This is a genomic window from Comamonas denitrificans, from assembly GCF_042654745.1.
In the GTDB taxonomy this organism is placed as follows: Bacteria; Pseudomonadota; Gammaproteobacteria; order Burkholderiales; family Burkholderiaceae_C; genus Comamonas; species Comamonas denitrificans.
Window position 1 is genome coordinate 25,741 of the sequence record NZ_JBHSEY010000031.1, and the last position, 24,897, is coordinate 50,637.

Here is a 24,897-nt window from a genome sequence, read left to right on the forward strand (position 1 = left end):
GCGACTAATTGCCAGCGTTTGGGACTGTGCCAAGCGTTGGCACAAAAGGCAGTGAGGGGCCGCAATGTGGGCCGCTTAGGTGCTGCCCCCGCTGTGCAGGTGGTGGACGATCATGTCTTGGATTTTTTTGCGCTCGGCATCGGTGATGCCCAGCAGGGGGCGGGCGCTGTAGGTGTGCATGCGCCCGGCGCTGACGCGGTCGCGGCGGCCAAAGTGGTGGACGGCGGCGATGCGCTGGGCTTTGCCCGCAAATTCGACCACGGCGGCGTTGCCTTGCGCCTTGGCTTTGAGCCAGCGCGGGCGGCGCAGTTTGTCAAAGAGGGGGGTGCGGGCTTTTTCGCGCAGGCTGCGCTTTTGTTGCGGCAGGCGCTTTTCCCAGGCCTGGCCATCGGGGCCTTGCTGCCTGCGCATGTTGTTTTCGGTGGTGCGGCGCAGGTGCTGGGCTACGGTGCTCAGCAGGCGCTGACGCTGGGCCGGGGTGAGGCGCTGCAGCAGGCTGGCGGCCCATTGCTCCAGCGCTTGCAGGTTGGGGGCGGGGCTGCTCATAAGCCGAAGTATGTTTTGGCGGCGGGGGGCAGGAGCTGCCATTCGGCCAGCTTTTGGTCTTTGAGCCACAGTTCCCAGCGCTCTTCTTGCACGATGGGCTGGCCGTCAAAGCGGGTCAGTCCGATGTGTCCCGGCTCGGGTGGGTGGGTGATGGTCAGGCGCGTGGGATGGTCGGGCTGGGGGCGGACGATGGCGCTTTCGGTCAGATCGATGTCGATGCCGATGTCGCACGCGCCGCTGTCCAGGGGGGCGATGGCAAAGCGGATGGCGTTTTCGCGCCGCTGGGGGTTGTCCAGTAGCTCGCCCTGGTTGGTTTGCACCCAGGCTAGCAGGGGCACCATGATGGCATCGGCATGGCCGGTGTAGTCCAGCACGGTGATGCTGGCGGTGTAGCGGTATTCAAAGGACAAGGTGCCGGTGCCAGTGGCAACGAGGTGGCCATCGTCCCCCTGAATGATGAGGCGTTGCGGGTCGCGGGCAAGCTCGGGGATGGCTTGGGTGAAGAGCTGGCGCAGGCTAGCGAGTTTGCGCATGGGTAGCTTCCTTTTGCAGCGCCAAGCGCCATTGGTCGTAGGCCGTTTTTACGGCGTTGTATTGGGCGATGCAGGTGTTGAGGTCGCGGATGGCAGCGTCGCCTTCGTGGGGGAGGGCGGCAAGAGCTGCTGCAGTTGCTGGCTCAAGTTTGGCGTGCGCGGTTGCAGGTTGAGTGCTGGGATGCTGGGCGGCAGGTACAGCAGGGGCGATGCAGCTGGCGGGCACGATGGGGACGCGCAGGCTGATAGCGCCAGTGCGCAGGCCAGTATCAAGGGTGTGGTGGTGTGCATTGGCTTGGGCTTGCTCTTTAGCGTTGGTGGCTTGGAGGGTGGTGGTTTGCTGGTCGAGGATGCTTTGCAGGTTTGCGCGGCTTTGCTCTAGCTTGCTGCTGAGTGCTTGCAGGGCGCGGGCGTGGGCTTGTTGCTGGGCCTGCGCTTGCTTGGTGTGCTGCTGGGTTTTCCAGCCTGCGCCGCTGAAAAAGCAGGCAGCGCACAGGGCCAGCAGGTTGAGGATGGTTGCTTTTGCGCTCATTTTTTTGTTTTTCTCGCTTCAAATGTTCTCGCTTCGTCGGCAGCTACCAGCAGCTTTGCGGCCAGCCGTTCCAGCCCCTTGATAGAAAAATGCATATCAAGATTAATAGCGCCATCAGCCAAGCTGAAACCCACCGCTACCGTGGCAGGTCTGCGAACACCATGTTCATTGGTACTGGACGTAATTGCGTAGCCAATATCCTTCTCAGGATCTGCAATCGGGTGACCGTAGGTTTCGTAACTCATGCAACCCCCTGGCGGCAAAAGCTGGTTTCGGCCTGGCGGCGGTTGGCCAGGCCCTGGATGAAGGTGTAGGTTTTGATTCCCGTCTTGGGGTTGATGTGGCTGGTAAAGCTCCAGACCGGGCGGCCTGCGTCGGACAGGGAGAGGCGGCGGCAGCCGGTGTCCCAGTCTTGGCGGTTGAAGGATTGCATGGCCAGGCTGGCGCAGGTGCTGGGGTGGCCAAAGTTCCATGCGTGGCTGCTGGCCGCGTCAAACACGTACTGGGGCGGCAGCACTTTGAAGCACTGGGCCAGGGCGGTTTGCACACGCTGTAGCGCGGCCAGCTCTTCGCGCTCGCACTTTTCGGCGCTCCAGCGCTGGCCCACGATGATGGGGGTTGTGGTGACGTGGCGCGTGAGGCCTTTGCAGACGGTGGGCAGTCCACCGGCTAGTTTGTCGGCGTACACGACAAATTGCCCCTGCCCTTCCCACTGCCCGAGAAAGCCCACAAGGGCGGTACTGGCAAGTACCAGCGATCCGGCAAGGTGGGGAAAGAATTTTGTGATGCCTTGACTTTTAGGCATCGCAGACCTCTTGCAGTTTGCGCATTTTTGCAAGGTGCTCTTCTTGCTTGCGGCACTCTTCGGCTTGTTTGCGCTGTTCGTCGGCGAGTTTGAAGGCGTATTCCTTGCGCCGGTAATAGACGCTGACAGCAAAGCCCAGCACTGCGACGATGGCACCCACCAAACCAAAAAATTGATTGGATAGGAAGAAGCTGACCCCCGATGTGCCTGCGCCAAAGACGGTGACTTTGCCCGCCATGGCGGAGGTGTTGGCCGCTTCCACGGCGGTTTCTACGCGCATTTTTTCAGTCCCAAAGTTGGATGGTGGTGGCTGCCGGGGCTGGGGCCACGACAAGGGTGATGTGCTGCCCGGCGGCCAGGGCAGCGCTGCTGCGGGCCAGGCCGGGGGTGGCGGCGAGGGTGGCCTCGACCGTGCCGGCAGTGCGCCCGAGGTGGCGGTGGCACAGGGCATCGAGGGTGTCGTGTTCGTGCGCACGCACGGTAGTGGTGTTGTTGGTGGTGGTGGGGGCCATGGCTTACAGCAGGTCGATGGTGGCGCGGCTGCGGCCCAGCAGGGCGCTGATGGCCCAGCGTTGGTTGCGACGGTGTTCGGCGGCGTTTTTTTGTAGGTCTTCGTTGCTGCGGTCGATTTTGTTGCCCGTGCTGACGGCGGCCATGCCCCGGTAGGCATCGAGTAGGTCGGCTTGCAGGCAGGCGTAGATGGCGCGGTGGTAGTGCGTGAGGTGGGCGCTTTGCCCGTCGATCTGTGGGGCGGGGATGTCGGCCAGGCTGGCGTGGCCGCTGCGCTGGTGCTGTTGCGCCCAGGTGTGCAGTTCGCTGTTGATGCTGAGGATGGCCGCTTGCAGGGCTTGGCGCAGGCGGGGGGCGGTGGTGGTGCCGTCCAGTAGGCAGGCTTGGCGGGCCTGGGCGGGGTCGATGTCGGGCCACCAGCCGTCCTGGGTGATGGGCGGCTCTGCCGTGGTGGGCGGGGGGTTGGCGATGGCGACAAAGGACATGCTGACCTCGGGGCAATAAAAAAAATAAATGGGTGGGCGGTGGTCGGGTGCGTGTTGGCTGACGTAGCACAGGGCTTAGCAGCCGCAGCACCCGAGCCGCCCGGCGCGAGGGGTTCGCTTAGTTGGGAGCGGTGGGGGGGTGCAGCTCTTTCAAGCGGCGGTCCAGGCGCTCCACGTCTTTTTTCACCCCCGCCTGCGGGTCTAGCTCGATGGCGCGGGTGAGGTGCTGGTGGGCGATTTGCAAGCGGTCCAGGGGCAGGTGCTTGATTTCTTCGGTGCTGAGGTCTTGTGTGCGGGTTTTGCCTATTGCGGCCCAGCCGATGGCTTTATGCAGCTTGGCGCGGGCTTGATCGTGGGTGTCGTACTCTTGTGTGAGGGTGTCGATGCGGGCGAGGGTGCCCAGGGCTTCGGGGCCGCGCAGTTTGCCGTGAATAGCGGCTTCGGCCACTTCGTCCAACAGCATGGTGGGCAGGTTGCGCTTGTATTGGTCGGGCAGCTCTAGGCCGTGGCGTAGGCAGTATTCGCCCAGGGTGAGGCCGCCCGCCCAGTCGCCCACGTCAAGGTGCCAGACCAAAAGGGTGGTGATGAGGGGGTCTTGCACGCCTTTGTCGGCTTGCAGTACGCCGTGAATGTAATCGGCGAAGTCGGGAAGCATTTTGCGCTTGGCTTCGATTTTGCGCTCAAGGCTTTGTATGGCTTTGAGGGTGCGCTGATGGGCGTGCAGTTGCGCGAGCATGAGTTCATGCGGGCCGCCGAGCATTGCGCCGTGCGGGCTTTGCTTTGCAGCGGCAATGGCTTGCTGCTGGGCTTGCATGCGGGCCAGATGGCGTTTTGCGGGGGAGAGTGACATGGGCGCGGGCAGGGTGGGGTAAATGGGGGAAGGCCACTGTGCATGTGGGGGCAACAGTGGCCTTTGGGCGGGCGTTTAGGGGTTGGGTTCGGGGTTGGATTCGGGGTTGGGTTCGACGTATTCGGTGATGCCTTCGATCAGGGCGCACAGGCCGAAGTCTTCGACGACCCAGGCATCGTTGGACGATTCGTAGGTTTCTACGCGGTCGCGCTCTGGTACGTCTTTGACGTGACGGCGGCGGGCACCGTTTTGGTAGTAGATGGAGAGGTTGTCCAGCGTGGTGACCAGCACGGTGCCTGCGGGGAAGTAGGGCACTTTGACGGCGGGCAGGCCGCCCAGGCGCTTTTGGCTGATGACGATGTCGGCGGCAAGTTTTTCAGTTGGCGCGTCTTGATCATCTACCAGGGGGAAGAGCTTGTCGTGCATGAGGTCGCGGCCCACGATGGCGACGAGGTTGGGATCGTCCTGGTGGACGGGTTCGATCAGTTGCACGGCATCAAAGACCAGGCCGTCCAGGGTTTTGTAGTCGGCATCGGCATGGCCCCAGCTGAGGCCGGACATGACGCGCTGGGCGGCGTTTTCGCGGATGTGCTGCAGCCAGCCTTTGGCGACATCTTGCAACAGGGGGTTTTGTGCAATGTCGGTGTCGGTGGCGGCACTGGTGCCGTTGAAGCCGATCATGATGCGGTCCAGGGCGCAGCGTTCGACGATGGCGCCGCTGAAGCGGGTTTGAAAGTCTTTGAATTTGGCCCAGGCATCGAGCTTGGCGTAGCGGATGTGCGTGTCGTAATTGACTTGCACGCATTCGTAGCCTTCTTTGCCCAGGGTGGTGGGGTCTACGGTTTTGCGGGTGCCGCTGCCGCTGGTGTCGGTGCGGCTGGCGACGGGGCGGGTGATGCTGAGGCCGATTTTTTCGCCCTTCAATTCGTCCACGCCGATGATGTTGATTTTGCTGAGAAAGACGCTGGATTCTTGCAGTTTGGTTTCAAGCTTTTGCTGCACGCTGGGTTGCACGTTGAATTGCGTGGTTGCGCTGGCGATGGCGTTGAGTTTGGCCTGCGTTTCCAGGTAGCCGGTGTATTGTTTGCGGGTGTCGTTGCGCATGGGGATGGGGTCCTTTTTTAAAACTGGGCTTGTTCGTAGCCGTCTGCGCCGGTGCCGCTGGCGGCTGGGCGTTGGGGGTCGGCGGCCTGGATGTTGAGTTTTTCCACCAGGGTGTCATGCGCGGTTTTTTGTTCGGCCAGTTGCTGGCTCAGGTGTTGCATGGCTGTGTCAATGCTGGTTGTGAAGCCTTGCATGGCGGCGATGACGGTGGCCATTTCTGCGCTGTTGTGCTGGGTGGTGGTTGGGGCGGGCTTTTCTGCTTGCGGTTTTTCCGTCAGTTTTTCCAGGGCGGTGGTGAATTTTTCCAGTGCCTTTGTCAGCAGGCCGGCTTCTGGCGGGGCGGTTTCCGCTTCAAGTTCGAGGGTGAACTCCAGGGCTTCGGCAAATACGGTGTTGGGATTGGTTTTGCGGTTGGCCAGGGGATTGACTTTGGCACCGGCGGCGAAGGTGAGCAGTTCGGTGCCCAGGCTGGCGGGGCTGTCGGTGACGGCCAGGCCAACAAGGTAGGCCTCGCCGGTGTCGGCAAAGTTGGGGTCGATTTCAACTGACGTGTACAGCTTTTGGCCTTTTTTATTCATGGCCAGGAGGCTTTCCAGTGGCTCGATTTGTGCGAAGAGGGCCATTTTTCCGTCTTCGACCGCTTCGGCTTTTACGGCCAGCACGTCGCCGTGGGCGGAAAAGGGGCCGTCAGGCAGGAGGGATCGCAGGTGCTCCAGCCACACGCGAGCGCCGTATTTTTGGCGATTGAAGTTTTTGGCGATTTGCTCGATCCAGCTGCGCTGGATGGCGCGGCCATCGGTGGTGGCACCTTCGGTGGCCACGCGGAACCATTTGGTTTTTTTCATAGGGCGGGGGGTGTGGGGGGTGGGGGTTGCAATGAGGCCTGGGGCCGGGCCTCTATGTTTTGCCGCCTTGTGGGGCTGCGCCAAGTGTTTTGCACTGTGCCAAGCGCTGGTACAGCCTAAAGCGGTTTTTATTTGAGGGGGCGCTTTAGACACTGCGCGGATGACTACGAGTTCGACGGATTTATCTTTTTTGCACGCGCTGACCAGCGTGGACCAGCGGCGCAAGGCGCGGGCGCTGTACTGGATGGGTTGGCGGGTGACGCATATTGCCGAGCACCTTGGGGTGCCACGCACTACGGTTCACGATTGGAAGGCTTCGGATGCGTGGGACAGGGCCAGCCCCACTGAGCGGGTGGAGGGGGCGCTTGAGATGCGCATGGTGATGCTGATCAACAAGGACCAGAAGACGGGGGGCGATTTCAAAGAAATTGACCTGCTGGGCCGCCAGATCGAGCGCGTGGCCAGGGTGCATAAGTACAGCAAGACGGGGCGCGAGAGTGACCTGAATCCCAATATCGATGCCCGCAATGCGGCCCCGCGCGAAGAGAAGCCGCCGCGCGATGTGCTGGGCGGGGAAGAAGGGCTGGAAAAGCTGAAGTCTGCTTTTATCGACAGCCTTTTTAAATACCAGCTGACCTGGTGGCAAAGCAGCCAGGAGCGCACGCGGGCGATTTTGAAGAGCCGTCAGATTGGAGCGACTTGGTACTTTGCCCGCGAGGCTTTGATTGATGCGCTGGAGACGGGGCGCAATCAGATTTTTTTATCGGCCAGCAAAGCGCAGGCGCATATTTTCAGGGGCTACATCCTGGCGTTTGTGAAGGAGGTGCTGGGGGTGGATTTGAAGGGTGATCCGATTGTGTTGCCCAACGGGGCGACGCTGTATTTTTTAGGGACGAACGCACGCACGGCCCAGGGCTACCACGGCAATTTTTACTTTGACGAGTTTTTTTGGACGCACGGCTTCGATCAGCTCAACAAGGTGGCCAGCGGGATGGCGATGCACAAGAAATGGCGTAAAACGTATTTCAGTACGCCGTCGAGTCTGCAGCACCAGGCGTATGCCTTTTGGAGCGGCAGCCGGGTGAATCGGCGGCGGGCGAAAAAAGACCGCATCGAGCTGGATTTGAGCCATGACCGGCTGGCCGGTGGTTTTACGGGTGAGGACAAGATTTGGCGGCAGATCGTCACTGTCATGGACGCTGCGGCGGGTGGGTGCGATCTTTTCGATCTGGACGAGCTGCGCTTTGAATACAGCGATGAGGAGTGGGACAACCTGCTGATGTGCGGCTTTGTGGATGAGAGCTTCTCAGTCTTTCCGCTAGCCGATTTGATGCGCTGCCATGTGGATAGCTGGGATGCCTGGGCGGCGGATTTCAAGCCTTTCACGCAGCGGCCTTTCGGCTTTAAGCCCGTTTGGATTGGCTACGACCCGAGCCATACGGGCGATGCCGCTGGCCTGGTAGTGCTTGCCCCGCCGGAGAAGCCGGGCGGCAAGTTCCGCGTGATTGAGCGGATGCAGTTCAAGGGGGCGGATTTTGAAGACCAGGCGGCGCAAATTCAGAAGCTGACCCAGAGGTATGCCGTGGCCCATATCTGCATTGATACGACGGGGCTGGGGCAGGGCGTTTACCAGATTGTGAAAAAGTTTTTCCCTGCGGTGAAGGCGCTGCAGTACAGCGTGGAGGTCAAGACGCGCCTGGTGCTGAAGGCGCAAAGCGTGATCCGCGCGGGCCGCTTGGAGTTTGACGCGGGCGACGTGGATCTGCAGCGCAGTTTTATGGCGATTAAGCGCGAGATGACGGCCAGTGGGCGCAGTGTGACCTACGCATCTGGCCGCAGCGAAGAGACCGGCCACGCCGATTTGGCGTGGGCTTGTATGAATGCCCTGGACCATGAGCCGCTGGAGGCAGTGGCCATGGGTGGGGTGAGTAAATCAAAACTGGAGTTTTTCCAATGACGCAAAAAGATGTTGCTGCGCAGGCGCTGCCGAGCGCCCCGCTGGCTTTTACCTTCGGTGAGCCGGAGGCGGTGCTAGATCGGCGCGAGGTGTTGGATTATGTGGAGTGCTGGCTAAATGGTGATTGGTACGACACGCCCCTAAGCTGGGATGGCTTGGCCAAGCTGCTGCGGGCCGGGGTGCATCATGCTTCGGCGATCCACTTTAAAGCGCAGGTGTTGAGCAGCACGTTTGTCCCGCACAAGCGGTTGAGCCGCAGCACGATGCTCAAGCTGGCCACCGACTATCTGGTGTTCGGCAATGCCTACATCGAGGAGCCGCGCAGCAAGCTGGGCGAGGGGATGGCGTTTTCACATGCGCTGGCCAAATACATGCGCCGCCATCGTGACTTGCAGCAGTACGGCTTTCACCGCAATTGGCAGGAGGTGCATACATTCCGCAATGGCAGCATCTGCCACATCTTGCAGCCGGATGTGAATCAGGAAATTTACGGTATGCCGCTTTACCTGGCTTCGCTGCACAGTTCGTTGCTCAACGAGTCAGCCACGCTGTTCCGCCGGCGCTATTACACCAACGGCTCGCACGCGGGCTACATCCTGTATCTGACCGACCCCGAGACTGAGCAGGGCGATGTCGATGAGCTGCGCATGGCGCTCAAAAGCAGCAAGGGACTGGGCAACTTTCGCAACCTCTTTTTTCACAGCCCCAACGGTAAAAAGGATGGTATCCAGCTTATCCCCATCGGAGAGGCTGCGGCCAAGGACGAATTTTTTAACATCAAGAACATCAGCCGCGATGACCAGCTTGCCGCCCACCGGGTGCCGCCCGAGCTGATCGGCGTGGTGCCCAGCAATTCCGCTGGCTTTGGCAACGTGGTCAATGCCGCTCGCGTCTTCGCGCGTAATGAAATCCAGCCCCTGCAAGACCACGTCGGTCAGTGCATCAACGATTTCGCGGGTGATCTGATCTGCCGATGGATGCCCTACCGCCTGCCTGCGGTCGATGATTCACCGCCCGCAGCCCCTCGCGCATAGCCCCCCTTACCCCCGCCGCTGCACGCCGCCACAGACCCCGCGCAAGCCATTGCAGCGGGGTTTTTTTCACCCCGCCCAACTCCCGCAGCGCGCGCTAAAACCCCCTCCCCGCCCGCCCGCTTCGTGTGCTGGTTTCGACGGCGGTGCCGACTACGAGAAAAAACAACGTGGCTGGGCCTTTGCTGCTGGCTAACAGCCCTAATCCATAGACGGGAAAAGACGGTGAATGCAGTCGCTTCAACTGAGGTCACAACGACTGACGGTTGCCCCCGTTGAGTCGATTTCCGGAATGGGTTCGGGAAAAGTGTAATCTTTGCAATCTGGTTAAAAATTAATAGTTAAGTCATTGATGTTAAACAATTTTTTCGATTACACAAAACTGTAATCTGGAGTAATCAAAATTACAGATGCAGCGTAACTTATTGATTTATTTGAACTTTAAATTTTTTCTAGATTACTTCTAAAGACTGTAATTAATTACATTGAGATTACAAAAAAATTACAGTTTGCGTTTGGTGGTAAATCTTTATAAATCAATGCCTTACAATCTTTTCTTGTTGCTAATTACAAAGATTACACTTTTCCCGAACCCTCCCCGGAATTTTAGAAAGCCGAAAAATTCACACGTGAGCATGCACGCACACGCATGTGTGAGACCAAAACAATCAGGGGGTTTGCGTCAAAAAGTCGGCCCACTCTTGCATCAGAGGGCGGCGCTTTTCCAGCATGTCGCCACGCCGGTAGGCCTGCTCAACTTTGCTGCCCACAGAGTGCGCTAGGGCGATCTCTGCCAGTTCGCTGGGGTAGTCTGTGCAGTCGCCTACCCAATCGCGGAAAGTCGATCGCCAGCCGTGTGGTACTTCCGTGCGCTTTAACCGGCGCATCACCGCCGTCAGGGTCATATCTGAAAGTGGTGTATTGCGGCTCGAAGGGAACACCAACTCAGCACCAACAATGCGTGGTTGCTTGCGCAGCAGCTCTACAGCTTGGCGAGGCAGGGGTATGCGGTGCTCACGCTTGGCCTTCATGCGCTCCTTGGGAATCACCCACACAGCGCCCTCCAGATCCAACTCACTCCACCTGGCACCCCGTGCCTCGCCCGAACGGCCCGCGGTCAGAATCTGCAGCTGCAGGGCTTGTGCTCCCATGCCCCCGGTACCACAAATAAGTTGCCACATCAGCTTGGCCTCTGCCAAAGGCACGGCAGCCAGGTGTTTTACCGGTGAAACTTTTTCGGGTGCCGGCAGCAGCAGATCCAGATGATCCCGCCAACGGGCAGGATTGGGCCCATCGCGCAGACCTTGCACCTTTGCCCAGTTGAGCACCTGCTCAATACGCCCACGCAGTCGTGATGCGGTCTCGGTCTTTGAGCGCCAGATCGGGTTGAGTATCTGTAATATGTGCCGCTGCTCGATCGCCGCCACGGGCAGCTGGCCAATGATGGGGTTGGCGTAGGTGCCAATGGTGCTCACCCACTGCAGGCGGTGCTTGGCATTGCTCCAGCTGTCTTCATGCGCAGCGATGAACTTCTCGGCTGCCTTGGCAAAAGTCAAAGATTTGGCTGCAGCAGCCACGATCGTCTCTTTGTTACTGGCGCGTTGGTCGATAGGGTCAATGCCGCTGCGAATCAGGCCGCGGGCCAGCCTTGCTCGATCTCTGGCCTCGGCCAAGGAAACGGCCGGATAGCTGCCCAGTCCCATGCGGCGACGCTTGTCGTTGAGGACAAAGCGCAGCACCCATGCTCTTGATGCCCCAAGAATCTGCAGCTGCAGCCCAGGCACGCCTCCAACAGCGTAAGCCCCTTCAGCTTTGAGCTTTGAAACTGCCATGGCAGTCAGCTCTTTTGCAATCTTTGCCATAGCCCCATTCCTATAGGCCATCCTATAGGCCAATAACTGTTGATATTAGGTGCTCTTAAATAACCGTTAAAAACCCAAAGAGGGGAGATATACGGAGTGAAAAAAGCCCCTTTCGGGGCTTCAATGAATCTTAAAAAACCTTGGAATGGCGGAAGGCAGCAGGAGTCGAACCTACCTGGGAGTGGCTGACACCCCCTACCGGGTTTGAAGCCCGGCCGCACCACCGGGTGCGCTTGCCTTCCTCAGTGCCCGCTGTGCTGGGGCAAAGCGGCGATTGTAGTGGCTGTGGCGGGCTGTATTGGTGGGTTTTACCCCTGCCAGTGGGCACCGGGGCGCAGGGTGTGGGCATCGCCCACGCGGCGGGTCAGGCCCAGGCGGTTGAAGCATTCCATGATTTGGATGGCGCGTTTGCGGCCCAGGCCGGTGGCATCGCGAAAGTCTCGGGCAATCACTTGGCCCTGGGCGTTTTGCGTGGCCAGTTCGGTGATGAGGGCGGCCAGGGCGTTCATGTGCTCTTGGGCGTAGAACAGGTCTTTGACGACCTGGAACAGCACCCCTTGGCGGGCCAGCTTGCGCAGCAGCTGGCGCACTAGCTCTTCTTTTTGCCCGGTGTCCTGGGCCAGATCACGCACCCAGGGCGGGTCGAACCGGCCTGCGGCAATGCGCGGCAGCAGTTGTTCGGCCAGGGCGGTTTCCTGCTCGGTGAGCTGCACGCGGTGGCTGGGCAGGCGCAGCCAGGCCCCTTCGGCCTGCAATTGATCGGTGGCGCTGAGCTGGGCCACCAGGGCTTGCCACAGTGCTTGGTGCTGGCTGCCGGTGTGGGTCGCGCCGGGCCAGACCATGCGCTGCAGGCGGGCGTTGTGCGCGCCGGGTTCGTCCGGCTGCTGCTGGTGAAATTGCGCCAGGGCATCGAGCAACTGGGTTTGCAGGGCCTGCCAGTTGTCCGGGTGCAGCAGCAAGGTGTCGCCCTGGGGCAGGGGGATGCGCTGCAGGCCTGGGGGCACGGGCGGCTGGTGCTGGCCGCACAGGCGTTGCAGGTGCGACAGGGGCAGACCAAAGCGGGCCTGGGCCAGCAGGGGGCCGGTGTCGCCAGCGGCCAGCCAGTGCTCCAGGGCCTGCCAGGTGGCTTGGCGCTGGGGGCTGCGGCGTTTGCGGGCGGGGGCATCGGGGTCGAGCACCATGGCCCCGCCCAGGGTGCGGCTGGCCTGGGCGTTGCGCACGATGACGCGGTCGCCCGGCAGGGCAAAGACGGGCGCATCCAGCACCAGCTGGGCGTAGCCTTCGTGCCCCGGTTGCAAGGGGCCTGCGCTGGGGTCGCCCAGGGGCAGGACGTGGCCGGTGCAGTGCTGGGTGCCCAGGTGCAGGTGGACGGCTGTCCAGCCGGCCAGCGGGGTGTTTTCGGCCAGCCAGTGCAGGCGCACATCCAGGCGGGTGCTGGCGCTGAGCAGTTCGGGCTGGGCCAGCCAGTCGCCCCGGGCAATGTCTTGCGGGTGCAGGCCCGCCAGATTCAGCGCCACGCGCTGGCCGGCGCTGCCGCTGGGGCTGGCGCGGTTTTGTGCGTGCAGGCTGCGCACGCGCACGCTGCGCCCGCTGCCCGAGTGGGTCAGGCTGTCGCCCACGCTGACCTGCCCGCCAAAGACGGTGCCGGTGACGATGGTGCCCTGCCCGGTGAGGCTAAAAGCACGGTCCACCGCCAGGCGAAACAGCCCCGTGCTGCTGCGGGCCGCATGGTGTTGCGCCTGGGCCAGCAAATGCTGGCGCAGGGCCCAGGTGCCGGGGTCGTCCGGCTGGGCGGCGGCGGTGGCAAACAGCGGGGCCTCGGCCATGGCGGTGATGCTGAGGATGGCGCGGACTTCTTCCTGCACCTGGGCCACCCGCTGCGGCGGCACGCAGTCGGCCTTGGTGATGGCCACGCTGGCGCTGCGGATGCCCAGCAGTTGCAGGATTTGCACGTGCTCCAGCGTTTGTGGCATCACGCCATCGTCGGCCGCCACGACCAGCAGGGCGTGGTCGATGCCCACGGCTCCGGCGGCCATGGTGTGGATGAATTTTTCGTGGCCGGGCACGTCAATGATGCCCAGCACCTGCCCATCGGGCAGCGGCAGGTAGGCGTAGCCCAGCTCGATGGTGATGCCGCGCTCTTGCTCTTGTTTGAGCCGGTCGGTGTTGGTGCCGGTCAGCGCGCGCACCAGGGTGGTTTTGCCGTGGTCGATGTGCCCGGCGGTGCCGATGATCATGGGAGGGAAATATTCAATAAAAAATAGCTGTTTCCGCTTTTAAATAAAGGGTTTTAAGGTTAAAAATACTATAAAACCATTGTCAATAAAGCGCTAGCAGCTATGTTTGTGCAGGCATCGAAGGCAGCTGTGCAACGAACACGTCTTGCTCGGCCGCTTCCAGGCAGCGTAAATCCAGCCACAGCGCCCCCTCTTGGGCACGGCCAATGACCGGGCGCGGCAGGCGGCGCAGGCGCTCTTGCAGCTGGGTGACACTGGCGGTTTTGCTGGCTGGGCGCAGCTGCAGGCCAAAGCTGTCCAGGCTGTCCACGGGCAAGGCGCCGCTGCCAATTTGGCTGCGCATGGGGCTGGGGGTGACTTGCCAATCGCTGCCCAGGGCGGTTTGCAGCAGCGGGGCCAGTGCGTGGGCCTGGGCCTGCATGGCGCTGGCGGGGCGGGTGAACAGGCGCAGCGTGGTCAGGCGCTGGGCCAGGGTTTCGGGGTGCTGGTACAGGCGCAGCGTGGCCTCTAACGCAGCCAGGGTGAGCTTGCCCACGCGCAGGGCACGCTTCAAGGGGTGGCGCTTGATGCGGGCGATCAAGTCCTTGCGCCCGACGATGATGCCCGCTTGCGGCCCGCCCAGCAGCTTGTCGCCGCTAAACGTCACCACATCGGCCCCGCTGGCAATGGTGTGGGCCACGGTCACTTCGGGCGGCAAGCCGTAGGCGGCCATATCGACCAGGGTGCCGCTGCCCAAATCCACCACCATGGGCAGGCTGGCAGCGTGGGCCAGGGCGGCCACCTCGGCATCGGCCACGCTGGTGGTAAAGCCCTGGATGGCGTAGTTGCTGGTGTGCACCTTCATCAGCAAGGCGGTGTGCTCGCTGATGGCCCGCGCGTAGTCGTGGGCGTGGGTGCGGTTGGTGGTGCCCACCTCAACCAGGCGGCAGCCGGCCTGGGCCATGATGTCCGGGATGCGAAACGCACCGCCAATTTCCACCAGCTCGCCGCGCGAAACCACCACTTCGCCCCCGGCGGCCAGTGCGCCCAGGGTGAGCAGCACGGCGGCGGCGTTGTTGTTCACGATGGTGGCGGCCTCGGCCCCGGTGAGTTGGCAGATCAGGTCGGTCACCAAATCGTCCCGGTCGCCGCGTCCGCCGTCTTCCAGGTCGTATTCCAGGTTCATCGGGCAGGTCAGCGCCTGGGTCACGCTGGCCACCACCTCCTGCGGCAGCAGGGCGCGGCCCAGGTTGGTGTGCAGCACGGTGCCGGTGAGGTTGAACACGGGTTTTAGGCGCGGCGCGTGGCGGTGCTCTAGCGCCTGCTGCACCTGGGCGGCGATGGCCGCTGGGGCGGTGTGCGCGGCGCTGAGCGTGCCACTGCGCAGCTGCGCACGCAGGGCATCAACGGAAGGGATGCGGGGCGAGGGGGTCATGGGCTGCGGCAAAGGAGGGTAGAAATCAAGGGGCGGGGAAGGGGTCGATCAGGCCGTCGTCTGCGCCGGTGTCGGCCTGCTCCTGGGCCACGGCCACGTACAGCAGCGGGTTGGCGCTGGCGCGTTGAAAGCGCGTTTCGCTCATCAGCAAGTCCAGCATCAGGCTGGCCAGGTCGTCGGCCAGGGGTTCGGCCAGCGGGTCTTTCTCTTGATTGACGATTTTGCGGTAGCTGCCGCAGGCGGTGCAGGTTTCGGCCTGCACCACGCCTTGGTCGCCTTCGATGGTTTGGTACTGAATGCCCTGGGTGCTTTCGCAGTGCGAGCATTTGACGCGCACCATGTGCCAGTCGGTGCCGCAGCCGCCGCAGTGCAGGTAGCGGTGGCCGCTGGCCTGCCCGCCGATGCGGATGACGCTGGCCACCGGTTCGCTGGCGCAGACGGGGCAGACGGTGGCCGGCTGCATGAGCGGCATGTCGGCCTCGTGCAAGGTGGCGGCCAGTTGCGCCAGGCGCACTTGCAGCGCGGCCATGATGAAGGGGGCCATGCCGATGTAGCGGGCCGCCAGGTCTTTGTTGAGCAGCTGCCGGGCAATGGTGTTGCGCTCGTCGCTGGGCAGTTGGCGCAGTTCGGCAATCAGGGGCTGCAACGCTTCGGGCAGGCCGGTGGTCTGACTGGCCAGGGTGTTCAGGATGTGCTCTAGCGTCTGCTGCCAGTCGTGCAGGCCGGTGTCCAGTTGCTCGGCTGCGGCAAACAGCGGCATGCCGTGCGCCTGGGCGCGTTGCATGGCGCTGCGCTCGATTGCGGGCGGGGGCAGCGCCTGGGCCGCCTGGTGCTGGGCGCTGACGATGTGGGCGGCAAATTCCAGGTAATCGGCAATGGGGTTGCCGCTGGCCAGTTGGCGCAAGCGGGCGGCGCGTTCAAGAAACAGGCTGCCGATGTGCGGCGGCAGCACGCGCGGGAAGGTGGTGTTGTCCAGCGCCTCGATCTCGCCGGGTTGCAGGATGCGTCGTGACATAAAACATCTTCCTCAAAATAAAGACCGCCGACTTGCTCTTTTTTAGAGAGCTGTCGGCGGTTGTTTGATAAGCCTTAACGGCTGTTTTTAAGCTTAATCATTGTCGCCGGTAACCTTGCGGTACCAGCCCCGGTGGTGCTGTTTGGCCCAGGCGCGGGTGACGGTGCCGTACATCATGGCGCGGATGGTGCCGCGCGTCCAAATGGCGGCATACACGTGCATGATGATCAGCCCGATCATGGCCACGGCCGCGATGGCATGCACCACCGAGGCCAGGCGCACGATGTCCACCGCCGGTGTCCACCAGGCACGCCACATGAACACGCCGCTGACGGTGATGGCCGCCATGCTGATGACCAACCCCCAGAACAGCAGTTTTTGGCCGCCGTTGTACTTGCCCTGCTCGGGCATGTTGTGGTCGTCGCCGTCGATCATCTTGTCCACGTTTTTCAGCCACTCGTAGTCGCGCGGCTCCATGATGTTGAGCTTGGCAAAGCGCAGCGCCATGACCAAAAAGCTCAGTGCCATCACCACCCCGATGTAGGGGTGCAGGATGCGCGTCCAGGCCCCGCCGCCAAACAGCTGTGTCAGCGGAAAGAGCGCCGGGTGAAAGAACGCCAGCCCCGACAGCGCCAGCAGGATGAAGCAGATGCCCACCACCCAGTGGTTGGCCCGTTCCGATGCGTTGTAGCGCACCAAATCACGCGGGTTGCGAATCATGGCTGGGTCTCCTTTTCAGCAGCTTGCTGGTCTTTGCGTTCCATTTCGTCCTCCAGCTCCTTCGATACCTCGTTGGGGCCTTTGGTGATGTAGTGGAACAGGCTGCCCACGGCAGCAGCGCCCAGGGCAGCCATGGCCAGGGGTTTGGCCACGCCTTTCCACAGCGCCACCATGGGGCTGATCTTGGGATCGTCGGGCAGGCCTTTGTACAGCGAAGGCTTGTCCGCATGGTGCAGCACGTACATGACGTGCGTGCCGCCCACCCCTTGTGGGTCGTACAGGCCGGCGTTGGCGTAGCCACGGCTTTGCAGGTCGCCGATGCGCCGCTCGGCTTGGCTGTGCATGGCGGCCTTGGTGCCGAACATGATGGCCCCGGTCGGACAGGTTTTGACGCAGGCCGGCTCGCGCCCCACGGCCACGCGGTCAGAGCACAAGGTGCACTTGTACGCCTTGTTGTCCTTTTTGGAGATGCGCGGCACGTTGAACGGGCAGCCCGTCACGCAGTAACCGCAGCCCACGCACTGGTCTTGCTGGAAGTCCACGATGCCGTTGGCGTACTGCACGATCGCGCCGGGCGAGGGGCAGGCTTTCAGGCAGCCGGGGTCTTCGCAGTGCATGCAGCCATCCTTGCGGATGAGCCACTCCAGGTTGCCGGTGGCCTCGTTCTCGTACTCGGCAAAGCGCATCACGGTCCAGGACTGATCGGTCAGATCGGTCGGGTTGTCGTACACGCCCGCAGCCAGGGTGCCGATCTCGTCGCGCAGATCGTTCCACTCCATGCAGGCGGTTTGGCAGGCCTTGCAGCCGATGCACTTGGAGACGTCGATCAGCTTGGCGACCTCGCCCGCGTGCGCCCCCCGCGCACTGGGCGCGGGGGTGGTGGTGGCCGAACGGCGCTTGATATCTAAAGACATGGTCGAAGACATTGCTCTTTACTCCTTTACACCTTTTCGACCTTCACGAGGAAGGTCTTGGATTCGGGGGTGAAGCTGTTGCCATCGCCCACAGATGCCGTCAGATTGTTGGCCATGTGCCCCTTGCGCCCCTGGGAGACAAAGCCCCAGTGGATGGGCACGCCCACGTGGTGGATGGTCTTGCCGTCGATCTGCATCGGTTTGATGCGCTTGGTCACGACCGCCGCCGCCTTGACAAAGCCGCGCTTGGAGCTGACCTTGACCTGTTGGCCCGTTTCGATGCCCAGCTCTTTGGCCAGCGCCTCGCCAATTTCCACAAACTGCTCCGGCTGCACGATGTTGTTCAGGTGCACGTGCTTGGTCCAGTAGTGGAAGTGCTCGGTCAGGCGGTAGCTGGTGCCCACGTGCGGGAACTCTTTGGGGTCGCCCGCCGTGCCCTTGGCCGATTCCAGAATCCGTGCGGCCGGGCTGATAACGGCCAGCTTGTTCTCCGGGTACATCGGGTTGTAGCCCAGCGGGTTGTCAAAGGCCTCGTAGTGGGTCGGGAACGGCCCTTCGTTCATGCCCTTGCGGGAGAAGAAGCGCGCCACCCCTTCGGGGTTCATGATGAAAGGGTTCACCGTTTCGGGGTCGAGCGTGGGGCCCACGTCCGGCACGTCTGCGCCCACCCAGCGGCTGCCGTTCCATTGCACCAGCACGCGATCCGGGTCAAAGGGCTTGCCCTGGCGGTCGCACGAGGCGCGGTTGTACAGCACGCGGCGGTTGGCCGGCCAGGCCCAGGCCCAGTTCAGCGTGTTGCCAATGCCGGTGGGGTCGCTGTTGTCGCGCCGGGCCATCTGGTTGCCGGACGAGGTCCAGCAGCCCGACCAGATCCAGCAGCCGCCCAAGGTGCTGCCATCGGCCCGCATCTCGCCAAAGCCGGCCAGTTGCTCGCCTGCCTTGCGAATGACTTTGCCCTCGGCATCGGTCAGATCGACCAGGGCACGGCCGTTGTACTCCTTGGCGATTTCTTCGCTGCTGGGGTGCGCGGCCTGGGCATAGGGCCAGTACAGGTTGGCGATGGGGCCGGGGAACTTGCCGCCTTCTTGCGCATAGAGCTTTTTCAGGCGCAGGTGCAGGGCCGACATGATGGTGATGTCGGTCTTGGCCTCACCCGGGGCATCGGCCGCTTTCCAGTGCCACTGCAGCACGCGCGAGGAGCTGACGATGGCGCCATCTTCCTCGGCAAAGCAGGTGGTGGGCAGGCGGAACACCTCGGTTTGGATGCTGGCGGGGTCCACATCGTTGTACTCGCCGTGGTTTTTCCAGAACTCGGAAGTCTCGGTCACCAACGGGTCCATGACGATGAGGAACTTGAGCTTTTTCAGCCCCTCACGCACGTTGTTGGAGTTGGCCAGCGAGGCCAGCGGGTTGAAGCCCTGGGCGATGTAGCCATTGACCTTGCCCTGGTTCATCAGGTCAAAGATCTTGAGCATGTCGTAGGACTGGTCCAGCTTGGGCAGGTAGTCAAACGCCCAATTGTTCTCCTGCGTGGCCGCTGGGCCCCACCAGGCCTTCATCAGGCTGACGTGGAATTTGGAGTAGTTGGCCCAGTAGTTCATCTGGCCGGGGCGCAGCGGCTTGGGCGTGCGCGTGGCGATGAATTGCTCGTAGTCCTGTTCCTTCTCGTTGGGCAGGGTCAGGTAGCCCGGCAGCGAGGCCGAGAGAATGCCCAGGTCGGTTAGCCCCTGGATGTTGGAGTGCCCACGCAGCGCATTCATGCCGCCGCCGGCCACGCCAATGTTGCCGCACAGCAGCTGCACCAAGGCACCGGTACGCAGCATTTGCGCCCCCGTGGTGTGCTGCGTCCAGCCCAGGGCGTACATGATGGTGGCCACGCGACCGGCTTGCGCGGTGGAGGCAAACTTCTCGCACACGTGCAGGAATTTCTCCTTGGGCGTGCCGCAGATGCTCTCGACCTTTTCCGGGGTGTAGCCCGCGTAGTGGCGCTTGAGCCACTGGTACACGCAGCGCGGGTGCTGCAAGGTGGGATCGACCTTGACAAAGCCATCCTCGCCCAGCTCGTAGTCCCAGGTGGATTTGTCGTAAGTGCGCGTCTCGGGGTTGTAGCCCGAGAAGATGCCCTCGTCGAACGCAAAATCCTCGCGCACGATGAAGCTGAAGTCCGTGTAGTTCTTCACATACTCGTGGTGGATTTTGTCGTGCGTGAGCAGGTAATTGATCATGCCGCCCAGGAACACAATGTCCGAGCCCGAACGAATCGGTGCATAGAAATCAGCGACCGCCGCAGAGCGGTTAAAGCGTGGATCGACCACCATGAAATAAGCGCCGTTGTGCTCTTTGGCCTCGGTCACCCATTTGAAGCCGCACGGGTGCGCTTCTGCGGCATTGCCGCCCATGATGAGGATGACATCTGCGTTCTTGATGTCCACCCAATGGTTTGTCATGGCTCCACGGCCAAACGTCGGGGCAAGACCTGCCACCGTCGGGCCGTGTCAGACACGTGCTTGGTTATCGAGTGCCAGCAGGCCCCAGGAGCGGGCCACTTTGTGCGTGATGTAACCGGCTTCGTTGCTGGAGGCCGAGGCGGCCAGCATGCCGGTGGACAACCAGCGGTTTACCGTCTGGCCAGAGGCGTTTTGCTCTTGGAAGTTGGCATCGCGGTCGTCTTTGAGCAGGCGAGCGATGCGGTCCAGCGCCTCATCCCAGCTCATGCGCTTCCACTCGTTGGAGCCGGGGGCGCGGTATTCAGGGAATTTCAGGCGGTTGGGGCTATTGACAAAGTCCATCAGCGCCGCGCCCTTGGGGCACAGCGTGCCGCGATTGACCGGGTGATCCGGGTCGCCTTCGACGTGCATGATGGTTTCTTTGACGTTGCGCACGCTATCGCCATGCGCATACATCAGCAGGCCGCAGCCCACAGAACAGTACGTGCAGGTTTGGCGCGTGACCTTGGCCTGCGTAAGTTTGAACTGGCGTACTTCCGCCAAGGCTGTGCTGGGTGAAAAACCCAGTACCGCCAGGCTGGAGGCTGCCAGACTCGAACCAGTCACTTGCATGAACTGGCGTCTGGAGACTTGCACCATGGTGTTACTCCTTGATAGGGGGAGGGGAGGGACGAATCCGGGGTTTTTGCCAAACCCTGGAGGGAACTGTATAGGTAAGTTTGCGTATTCTGGTCAAAAGGCTTGCAGAGAACTTACCTTAAAAACGCACAAGCTACATTTTAAGTAGCTTTAAACGTAGAAGACACTAGTGAAAGCTGGTTTACCCTAATGAAAAAACCCGCAGCACGCTGCGGGTTGGCAGGGCAGTCAGAGGCTTGTTACACCTGATCGTTGCTCAGGCCCGCCGTCTGGCTGAAGCCGCAGTCCACATAAGTGATCTCGGCGGTCACCCCGGCGGCCAGGTCCGACAGCAAGAAGGCGGCCACATTGCCCACATCGTCAATCGTCACGTTGCGGCGCAGCGGCGCAGCATCGGCAATGCGCGAGAGCAGCTTGCCAAAGTCTTTGATGCCGCTGGCCGCCAGCGTTTTGATCGGGCCGGCGCTGATGCCGTTGGCGCGAATGCTGCGGCCATCTTCGGTGCGGCCCACGGCCTCGGCCAGGTAGCGCACCGAGGCTTCTAGCGAAGCCTTGGCCAGCCCCATGGTGTTGTAGTTGGGGATAGAGCGCAGCGCGCCCAGGTACGACAGGGTGAGCAGCGCCGACTTGTCGTTCAGGTAGGGCAGGGCGGCCTTGGCCATGGCCGGGAAGCTGTAGGCGCTGATGTCGTGCGCAATGCGGAAGTTCTCGCGCGTCATGCCATCGAGGAAGTTGCCGGCAATCGCCTCGCGCGGGGCAAAGCCAATGCTGTGTACAAAGCCATCAAACTTGCCCCAGGCCGCGCCCAGGTCGGTGAACATTTTTTCAATTTGCGCATCGTCGGCCACGTCGCAGTCGAACACCAGTTTGGAATCAAACTCGGCAGCAAACTCGGTAATGCGGTCTTTAAAGCGTTCGCCCACGTAGCTAAACGCCAGCTCAGCCCCTTGGGCGTGGCAGGCTTTGGCAATGCCATAGGCGATGGATCGGTTGGACAGAACGCCAGTGATTAAGAGTTTTTTACCGGTCAGAAAACCCATGGGGTTGCTCCTTAGAGGTCGTAGAGAGAGAGGGATGAGGCAGAGCCTGCGTGGGGCAGAATTGTCGCATGCACATACCTCTGAAAATAATTGGCTTCGTGGCGCTGACCGGTGCCTTGCTCAGCGGCTCTGCGTGGGCCGAGCCCGCCTACGCCTTGTGGGGCAGCCCCAAATACCCGGCAGATTTTGCGCATTTCGACTATGTGCATGCCCAGGCCCCCAAGGGCGGTGCGCTGCGTTTGGTGAGCAATAGCCGCGCGTCCACGTTTGACAAATACAACCCCTTCACCATCAAAGGCAGTGCCCCGGCGTATTTGTCGCAACTGCTGTTTGACAGCCTGCTGGCGGGCAGCATGGACGAAACGGCCACCGGCTATGGCCTGCTGGCCGAGGATGTCAGCGTAGCCGCTGATCGCCTCTCGGCCACCTTCCGGCTGCGCCCACAGGCGCGTTTTCACAACGGTGAGCCGGTGCTGGCCGAGGATGTAAAACACAGTTTTGACACCTTGGTGGGGCCGCACACCTCGCCGGGTTACAAAACCTTGCTCATCGACGTGGCCGGGGTGGATGTGCTGGATGCCCGCACGGTGCGCTTTCGCTTTAAAGCGCCCAATCGCGAACTGCCGCTGACCGTGGGCAGCCTGCCCATTTTCAGCCGCGCCTGGGGCGCGGGCAAACCGTTTGACCAGGTGGTGATGGAACCGCCCATTGGCAGCGGCCCCTACCGCATTGGCCCCGTGCGCTTTGGCAAAGACATCACCTACGTGCGCGATCCCCACTACTGGGCCAAAGACCTGCCGGTGCGCGTGGGCACGTTCAACTTTGACCGGGTGGAAATCAATATCTACAAAGACAACACGGCCAAGCTCGAAGCCCTGAAAGCGGGCGAATTTGATGTCATGCGCTTTTTCAGCGCCGGCGATTGGGCGCGGCGCGTGAATGGCAAGAAGTTCAACTCCGGCGAATTGGTCAAGGGCGAATTTGCCCACCAGCTGCCCACCGGCTTTCAAAGCTATGTGCTCAACACCCGCAAGCCGCACCTGCAGGACGTGCGCGTGCGCCAGGCGCTGGGGCTGGCGCTGGATTACGAGTGGATGAACCGCCAGATGTTCTATGGCGCGTACCAGCGGGTGAATGGCATTTTTGGCCATACCCCTTGTGAAACCACTGGCCTGCCCACGCCCGCCGAGCAGCAGCTGCTGGCCCCTTACGCCCACGACCTGCCGCCGGGCACCCTGGGCCCCATGACCGTGCCGCCCAACACCAACCCGCCTGGCAGCCTGCGGGCCAATTTGCTGCAGGCCCGCACCCTGCTACAGCAAGCGGGCTGGACGGTACAGGGCGGCGTGCTGCGCAACGCCCAGGGTCAAGCGCTGGAATTGGAATACCTGGACAGCAACGAAGGTGGCCTGCGCGTGGTCGCCCCCTGGCAGCGCAATTTAGAAAAGCTGGGCATCCGCCTGCGCTACCGGGCGGTGGACTTTGCCCTGTACCAGCAGCGCCTGCAAAAGTTTGACTTTGACATCACCAGCATCGCCTACCAGGGCACAAACAACCCAGGCCAAGAGCTGGCCGATTTGTTTGGCAGCCAGGCGGCCGACCAAGAAGATTCAGGCAATTTCCCGGGTGTAAAGAATCCTGCGGTCGATGCCCTGATTGACAAAATCGTCACGGCCCGCACGCAAGACGAACTGCTCCCGGCCTGCCATGCCCTGGAGCGGGTGATTGCCCATGGCCACTACCTCATCCCCCAGTGGTACGCCAGCACCCACCGCATGGCCTACAACGCCTGGCGGCTGGCCATGCCCAGCGTGCTGCCGCCGTATTCCACGGGCGAAGATTGGGTGCTGCAAACCTGGTGGTATAAAAAACAATAGCTGTTAGCGCTGATAAAAAAAGGACTTCAGGTGCTTTTAACCCTGAAGTCCTTTTTTATTCAGCGGTGCAAGATATTATTTCTGCTGCATATCCACCCAGCCATCCACCCAACCCGCCACGTGCTGCTGCACCAACTGCTCTAGCAGGTCGATGTGGCTGGTGCGGTCGTTCAGGCAGGGAATGTAGGCAAACTCTTGGCCGCCCGCCTCCAGAAACGCCTCGCGCGCTTCCATGCTGATTTCTTCCAGCGTCTCCAGGCAATCGCTGGCAAAGCCGGGGCAAATCACCTCCACGCTGCGCGTGCCCGCCTTGGCCAGGGCCTGCAGCGTGGGCTCGGTGTAGGGCTGCAGCCACTGCGCCGGGCCAAAGCGCGATTGGAAGGTGACGCTCAAGCGCTCGGGCGGCAACTGCAGCGCCTGGGCCAGCAGCTGCGCGGTGCGCTGGCACTGGTCGGCATAGGGATCGCCCAGCTGCACATTGCGCGCGGGGATGCCGTGAAAGCTGATCACCAAATGCTCGGCCGCCTTGCCCTGCTGCTGCCAGTGCTGGCGCACGCTGTCGGCCAGGGCACCGATGTAGCCGGGGTGGTCGTGGTAATCGTTCACCAGGCGCAGCTCTGGAAAGCTGCGCGCGCGCTGCAGCCACAGCGTAGCGGCATCGAACACGCTGGCCGTGGTCGCCGCGCAGTACTGCGGGTACAGCGGCAGCAGCAGCACGCGCTGGCGGCCCTGGGCGTGCAGGGCCTGCAGCTGGCGCTCAATGGCCGGCTGGCCATAGCGCATGGCCGGCAGCACAGGAATGTCCAACCCCGCCTGCTGCAGGCGCTGGCCCAGCAGCTCAGCCTGGCGCTGCGTCCAAACGGCCAAGGGCGATCCGGCCTCGCTCCACACACTGGCGTACTTGGCCGCAGCCTTGCGCGGGCGCACCCGCAAAATGATGCCGTGCAGAATCGGCAGCCAAAACAGCGGCGGAATCTCCACCACGCGCCGGTCTGACAAAAACTGCGCCAAATAACGCCGCAGCGCCTTGGGCGTGGGCGCATCGGGCGTGCCTAAATTGCACAGCACGATGGCCACCGAACGCGGCGCGGGCTGGGCCGCCGGATGGAGGGGAGCAAGGGCCTGATGGGGGAGGGGGGAAGCGTTCATCGGGGAGGGAAATTTCCATAAATGCCGCAGCACAGATGCCACGCTGGCGCAGCCAGGGGGTTGAACAAGCCGATCAAATCATTCAAGAGGAGATATCCAGAATCCAGGCCGGTGATTGTCGGTGATAACCCTGGGGTCTGCTGTGGGGCACTCGCTTGGCCAGCTCAGGCCACTATGGCAGCGCAATGCTTTTGAAAAGCTTGACTGCGCAGTTAGGGAAATCCTGCAAAACCCTCCGCAATGTTTGGTACATGTCAGCATGCAATGGCATCCTCACCGGCCATGAAGCAAAGCAGCCTTGATCTGAACCTGAGTACCAAGAAGACCCGCAAGCAGGAACTGCTTGCCCAGATGGATCTGGTGGTTCCCTGGGCTGCGTTGGTCG

Annotated in this window: 23 protein-coding genes, 1 tRNA gene and 1 pseudogene; 4 read left to right on the forward strand and 21 right to left on the reverse strand. The window is 62.0% G+C overall.

What is annotated here, in order from left to right; all coding sequences use genetic code 11:
- Window positions 1-75: 75 nt before the first annotated feature.
- From ACFO24_RS07140 to ACFO24_RS07190, 11 genes are all read right to left on the reverse strand, one after another.
- A complete protein-coding gene (locus ACFO24_RS07140) occupies window positions 76-546 on the reverse strand; it encodes a phage virion morphogenesis protein (protein WP_377737708.1) in 471 nt (156 codons plus the stop codon).
- Window positions 543-1,079 (reverse strand): phage tail protein, encoded by a 537-nt coding sequence (locus ACFO24_RS07145; RefSeq protein ID WP_377737709.1) that lies wholly within the window; start codon window positions 1,077-1,079, stop codon window positions 543-545. Before ACFO24_RS07145 ends, ACFO24_RS07140 begins: the two co-directional genes overlap by 4 nt.
- On the reverse strand, window positions 1,063-1,611 hold the full coding sequence (locus ACFO24_RS07150; RefSeq protein ID WP_377737710.1) for a hypothetical protein: 549 nt from the start codon (window positions 1,609-1,611) through the stop codon (window positions 1,063-1,065). Before ACFO24_RS07150 ends, ACFO24_RS07145 begins: the two co-directional genes overlap by 17 nt.
- Window positions 1,608-1,856, reverse strand: a complete 249-nt coding sequence (locus ACFO24_RS07155) for a hypothetical protein (RefSeq protein WP_377737711.1) — start codon at window positions 1,854-1,856, stop codon at window positions 1,608-1,610. The genes ACFO24_RS07150 and ACFO24_RS07155 overlap by 4 nt, the downstream gene beginning before the upstream one ends.
- The gene (locus tag ACFO24_RS07160) at window positions 1,853-2,416 is read right to left on the reverse strand and encodes a lysozyme (protein WP_377737712.1); all 564 of its coding nucleotides are present in this window, start codon (window positions 2,414-2,416) and stop codon (window positions 1,853-1,855) included. The genes ACFO24_RS07155 and ACFO24_RS07160 overlap by 4 nt, the downstream gene beginning before the upstream one ends.
- On the reverse strand, window positions 2,409-2,696 hold the full coding sequence (locus ACFO24_RS07165) for a holin (protein ID WP_377737713.1): 288 nt from the start codon (window positions 2,694-2,696) through the stop codon (window positions 2,409-2,411). The genes ACFO24_RS07160 and ACFO24_RS07165 overlap by 8 nt, the downstream gene beginning before the upstream one ends.
- Window positions 2,697-2,700: 4 nt before the next feature.
- Entirely contained in the window at window positions 2,701-2,928 is a 228-nt protein-coding gene (locus ACFO24_RS07170) for a tail protein X (RefSeq protein WP_377737714.1), read from the reverse strand.
- A 3-nt stretch (window positions 2,929-2,931) separates the two neighbouring features.
- Window positions 2,932-3,411 (reverse strand): head completion/stabilization protein, encoded by a 480-nt coding sequence (locus tag ACFO24_RS07175; protein ID WP_377737715.1) that lies wholly within the window; start codon window positions 3,409-3,411, stop codon window positions 2,932-2,934.
- Window positions 3,412-3,529: 118 nt separating this feature from the next.
- A complete protein-coding gene (gpM, locus tag ACFO24_RS07180) occupies window positions 3,530-4,261 on the reverse strand; it encodes a phage terminase small subunit (RefSeq protein WP_377737716.1) in 732 nt (243 codons plus the stop codon).
- Window positions 4,262-4,336: 75 nt separating this feature from the next.
- Complete coding sequence (locus tag ACFO24_RS07185; RefSeq protein WP_377737717.1) at window positions 4,337-5,365, reverse strand: phage major capsid protein, P2 family; 1,029 nt, start codon at window positions 5,363-5,365, stop codon at window positions 4,337-4,339.
- A gap of 17 nt (window positions 5,366-5,382) precedes the next feature.
- Window positions 5,383-6,210, reverse strand: a complete 828-nt coding sequence (locus ACFO24_RS07190; protein WP_377737719.1) for a GPO family capsid scaffolding protein — start codon at window positions 6,208-6,210, stop codon at window positions 5,383-5,385.
- A gap of 160 nt (window positions 6,211-6,370) precedes the next feature.
- On the opposite strand from ACFO24_RS07190, the gene ACFO24_RS07195 reads away from it, so the two are divergent.
- Both ACFO24_RS07195 and ACFO24_RS07200 read left to right on the forward strand, forming a co-directional pair.
- On the forward strand, window positions 6,371-8,167 hold the full coding sequence (locus tag ACFO24_RS07195) for a terminase large subunit domain-containing protein (RefSeq protein ID WP_377737720.1): 1,797 nt from the start codon (window positions 6,371-6,373) through the stop codon (window positions 8,165-8,167).
- Window positions 8,164-9,201, forward strand: a complete 1,038-nt coding sequence (locus ACFO24_RS07200; protein ID WP_377737721.1) for a phage portal protein — start codon at window positions 8,164-8,166, stop codon at window positions 9,199-9,201. The genes ACFO24_RS07195 and ACFO24_RS07200 overlap by 4 nt, the downstream gene beginning before the upstream one ends.
- A 665-nt stretch (window positions 9,202-9,866) precedes the next feature.
- Here the strand turns inward: ACFO24_RS07200 and ACFO24_RS07205 are convergent.
- The 9 genes from ACFO24_RS07205 to fabI all read right to left on the reverse strand — a co-directional run bounded on the left by ACFO24_RS07205 (window position 9,867) and on the right by fabI (window position 21,486).
- On the reverse strand, window positions 9,867-11,060 hold the full coding sequence (locus tag ACFO24_RS07205) for a tyrosine-type recombinase/integrase (RefSeq protein WP_377737722.1): 1,194 nt from the start codon (window positions 11,058-11,060) through the stop codon (window positions 9,867-9,869).
- 146 nt (window positions 11,061-11,206) lie between these two features.
- A tRNA-Sec gene (locus ACFO24_RS07210) sits at window positions 11,207-11,302 on the reverse strand.
- A gap of 66 nt (window positions 11,303-11,368) precedes the next feature.
- Entirely contained in the window at window positions 11,369-13,297 is a 1,929-nt protein-coding gene (gene selB, locus ACFO24_RS07215) for a selenocysteine-specific translation elongation factor (protein WP_377737724.1), read from the reverse strand.
- Between the two features lie 100 nt (window positions 13,298-13,397).
- Window positions 13,398-14,711 (reverse strand): L-seryl-tRNA(Sec) selenium transferase, encoded by a 1,314-nt coding sequence (gene selA / locus ACFO24_RS07220; protein WP_377737725.1) that lies wholly within the window; start codon window positions 14,709-14,711, stop codon window positions 13,398-13,400.
- A gap of 25 nt (window positions 14,712-14,736) precedes the next feature.
- Complete coding sequence (fdhE, locus tag ACFO24_RS07225) at window positions 14,737-15,726, reverse strand: formate dehydrogenase accessory protein FdhE (RefSeq protein WP_377737726.1); 990 nt, start codon at window positions 15,724-15,726, stop codon at window positions 14,737-14,739.
- A 93-nt stretch (window positions 15,727-15,819) separates the two neighbouring features.
- A complete protein-coding gene (locus tag ACFO24_RS07230; RefSeq protein ID WP_377737727.1) occupies window positions 15,820-16,446 on the reverse strand; it encodes a formate dehydrogenase subunit gamma in 627 nt (208 codons plus the stop codon).
- Window positions 16,443-17,372, reverse strand: a complete 930-nt coding sequence (gene fdxH / locus ACFO24_RS07235) for a formate dehydrogenase subunit beta (protein WP_377737728.1) — start codon at window positions 17,370-17,372, stop codon at window positions 16,443-16,445. Before fdxH ends, ACFO24_RS07230 begins: the two co-directional genes overlap by 4 nt.
- A gap of 14 nt (window positions 17,373-17,386) precedes the next feature.
- Window positions 17,387-20,446 (reverse strand): formate dehydrogenase-N subunit alpha, encoded by a 3,060-nt coding sequence (gene fdnG / locus ACFO24_RS07240; protein ID WP_377737730.1) that lies wholly within the window; start codon window positions 20,444-20,446, stop codon window positions 17,387-17,389.
- Window positions 20,447-20,685: 239 nt separating this feature from the next.
- Complete coding sequence (gene fabI / locus ACFO24_RS07245; protein WP_377737731.1) at window positions 20,686-21,486, reverse strand: enoyl-ACP reductase FabI; 801 nt, start codon at window positions 21,484-21,486, stop codon at window positions 20,686-20,688.
- A gap of 68 nt (window positions 21,487-21,554) precedes the next feature.
- On the opposite strand from fabI, the gene ACFO24_RS07250 reads away from it, so the two are divergent.
- The gene (locus ACFO24_RS07250) at window positions 21,555-23,363 is read left to right on the forward strand and encodes an extracellular solute-binding protein (RefSeq protein ID WP_377737732.1); all 1,809 of its coding nucleotides are present in this window, start codon (window positions 21,555-21,557) and stop codon (window positions 23,361-23,363) included.
- Between the two features lie 75 nt (window positions 23,364-23,438).
- On the opposite strand, the gene hemH is transcribed toward ACFO24_RS07250, so the two are convergent.
- Window positions 23,439-24,512, reverse strand: a complete 1,074-nt coding sequence (gene hemH, locus ACFO24_RS07255; RefSeq protein WP_207576068.1) for a ferrochelatase — start codon at window positions 24,510-24,512, stop codon at window positions 23,439-23,441.
- Window positions 24,513-24,794: 282 nt separating this feature from the next.
- Here hemH and ACFO24_RS07260 point away from each other — a divergent pair.
- A pseudogene (locus ACFO24_RS07260) lies at window positions 24,795-24,897 on the forward strand (IS5/IS1182 family transposase); the annotation flags it as partial.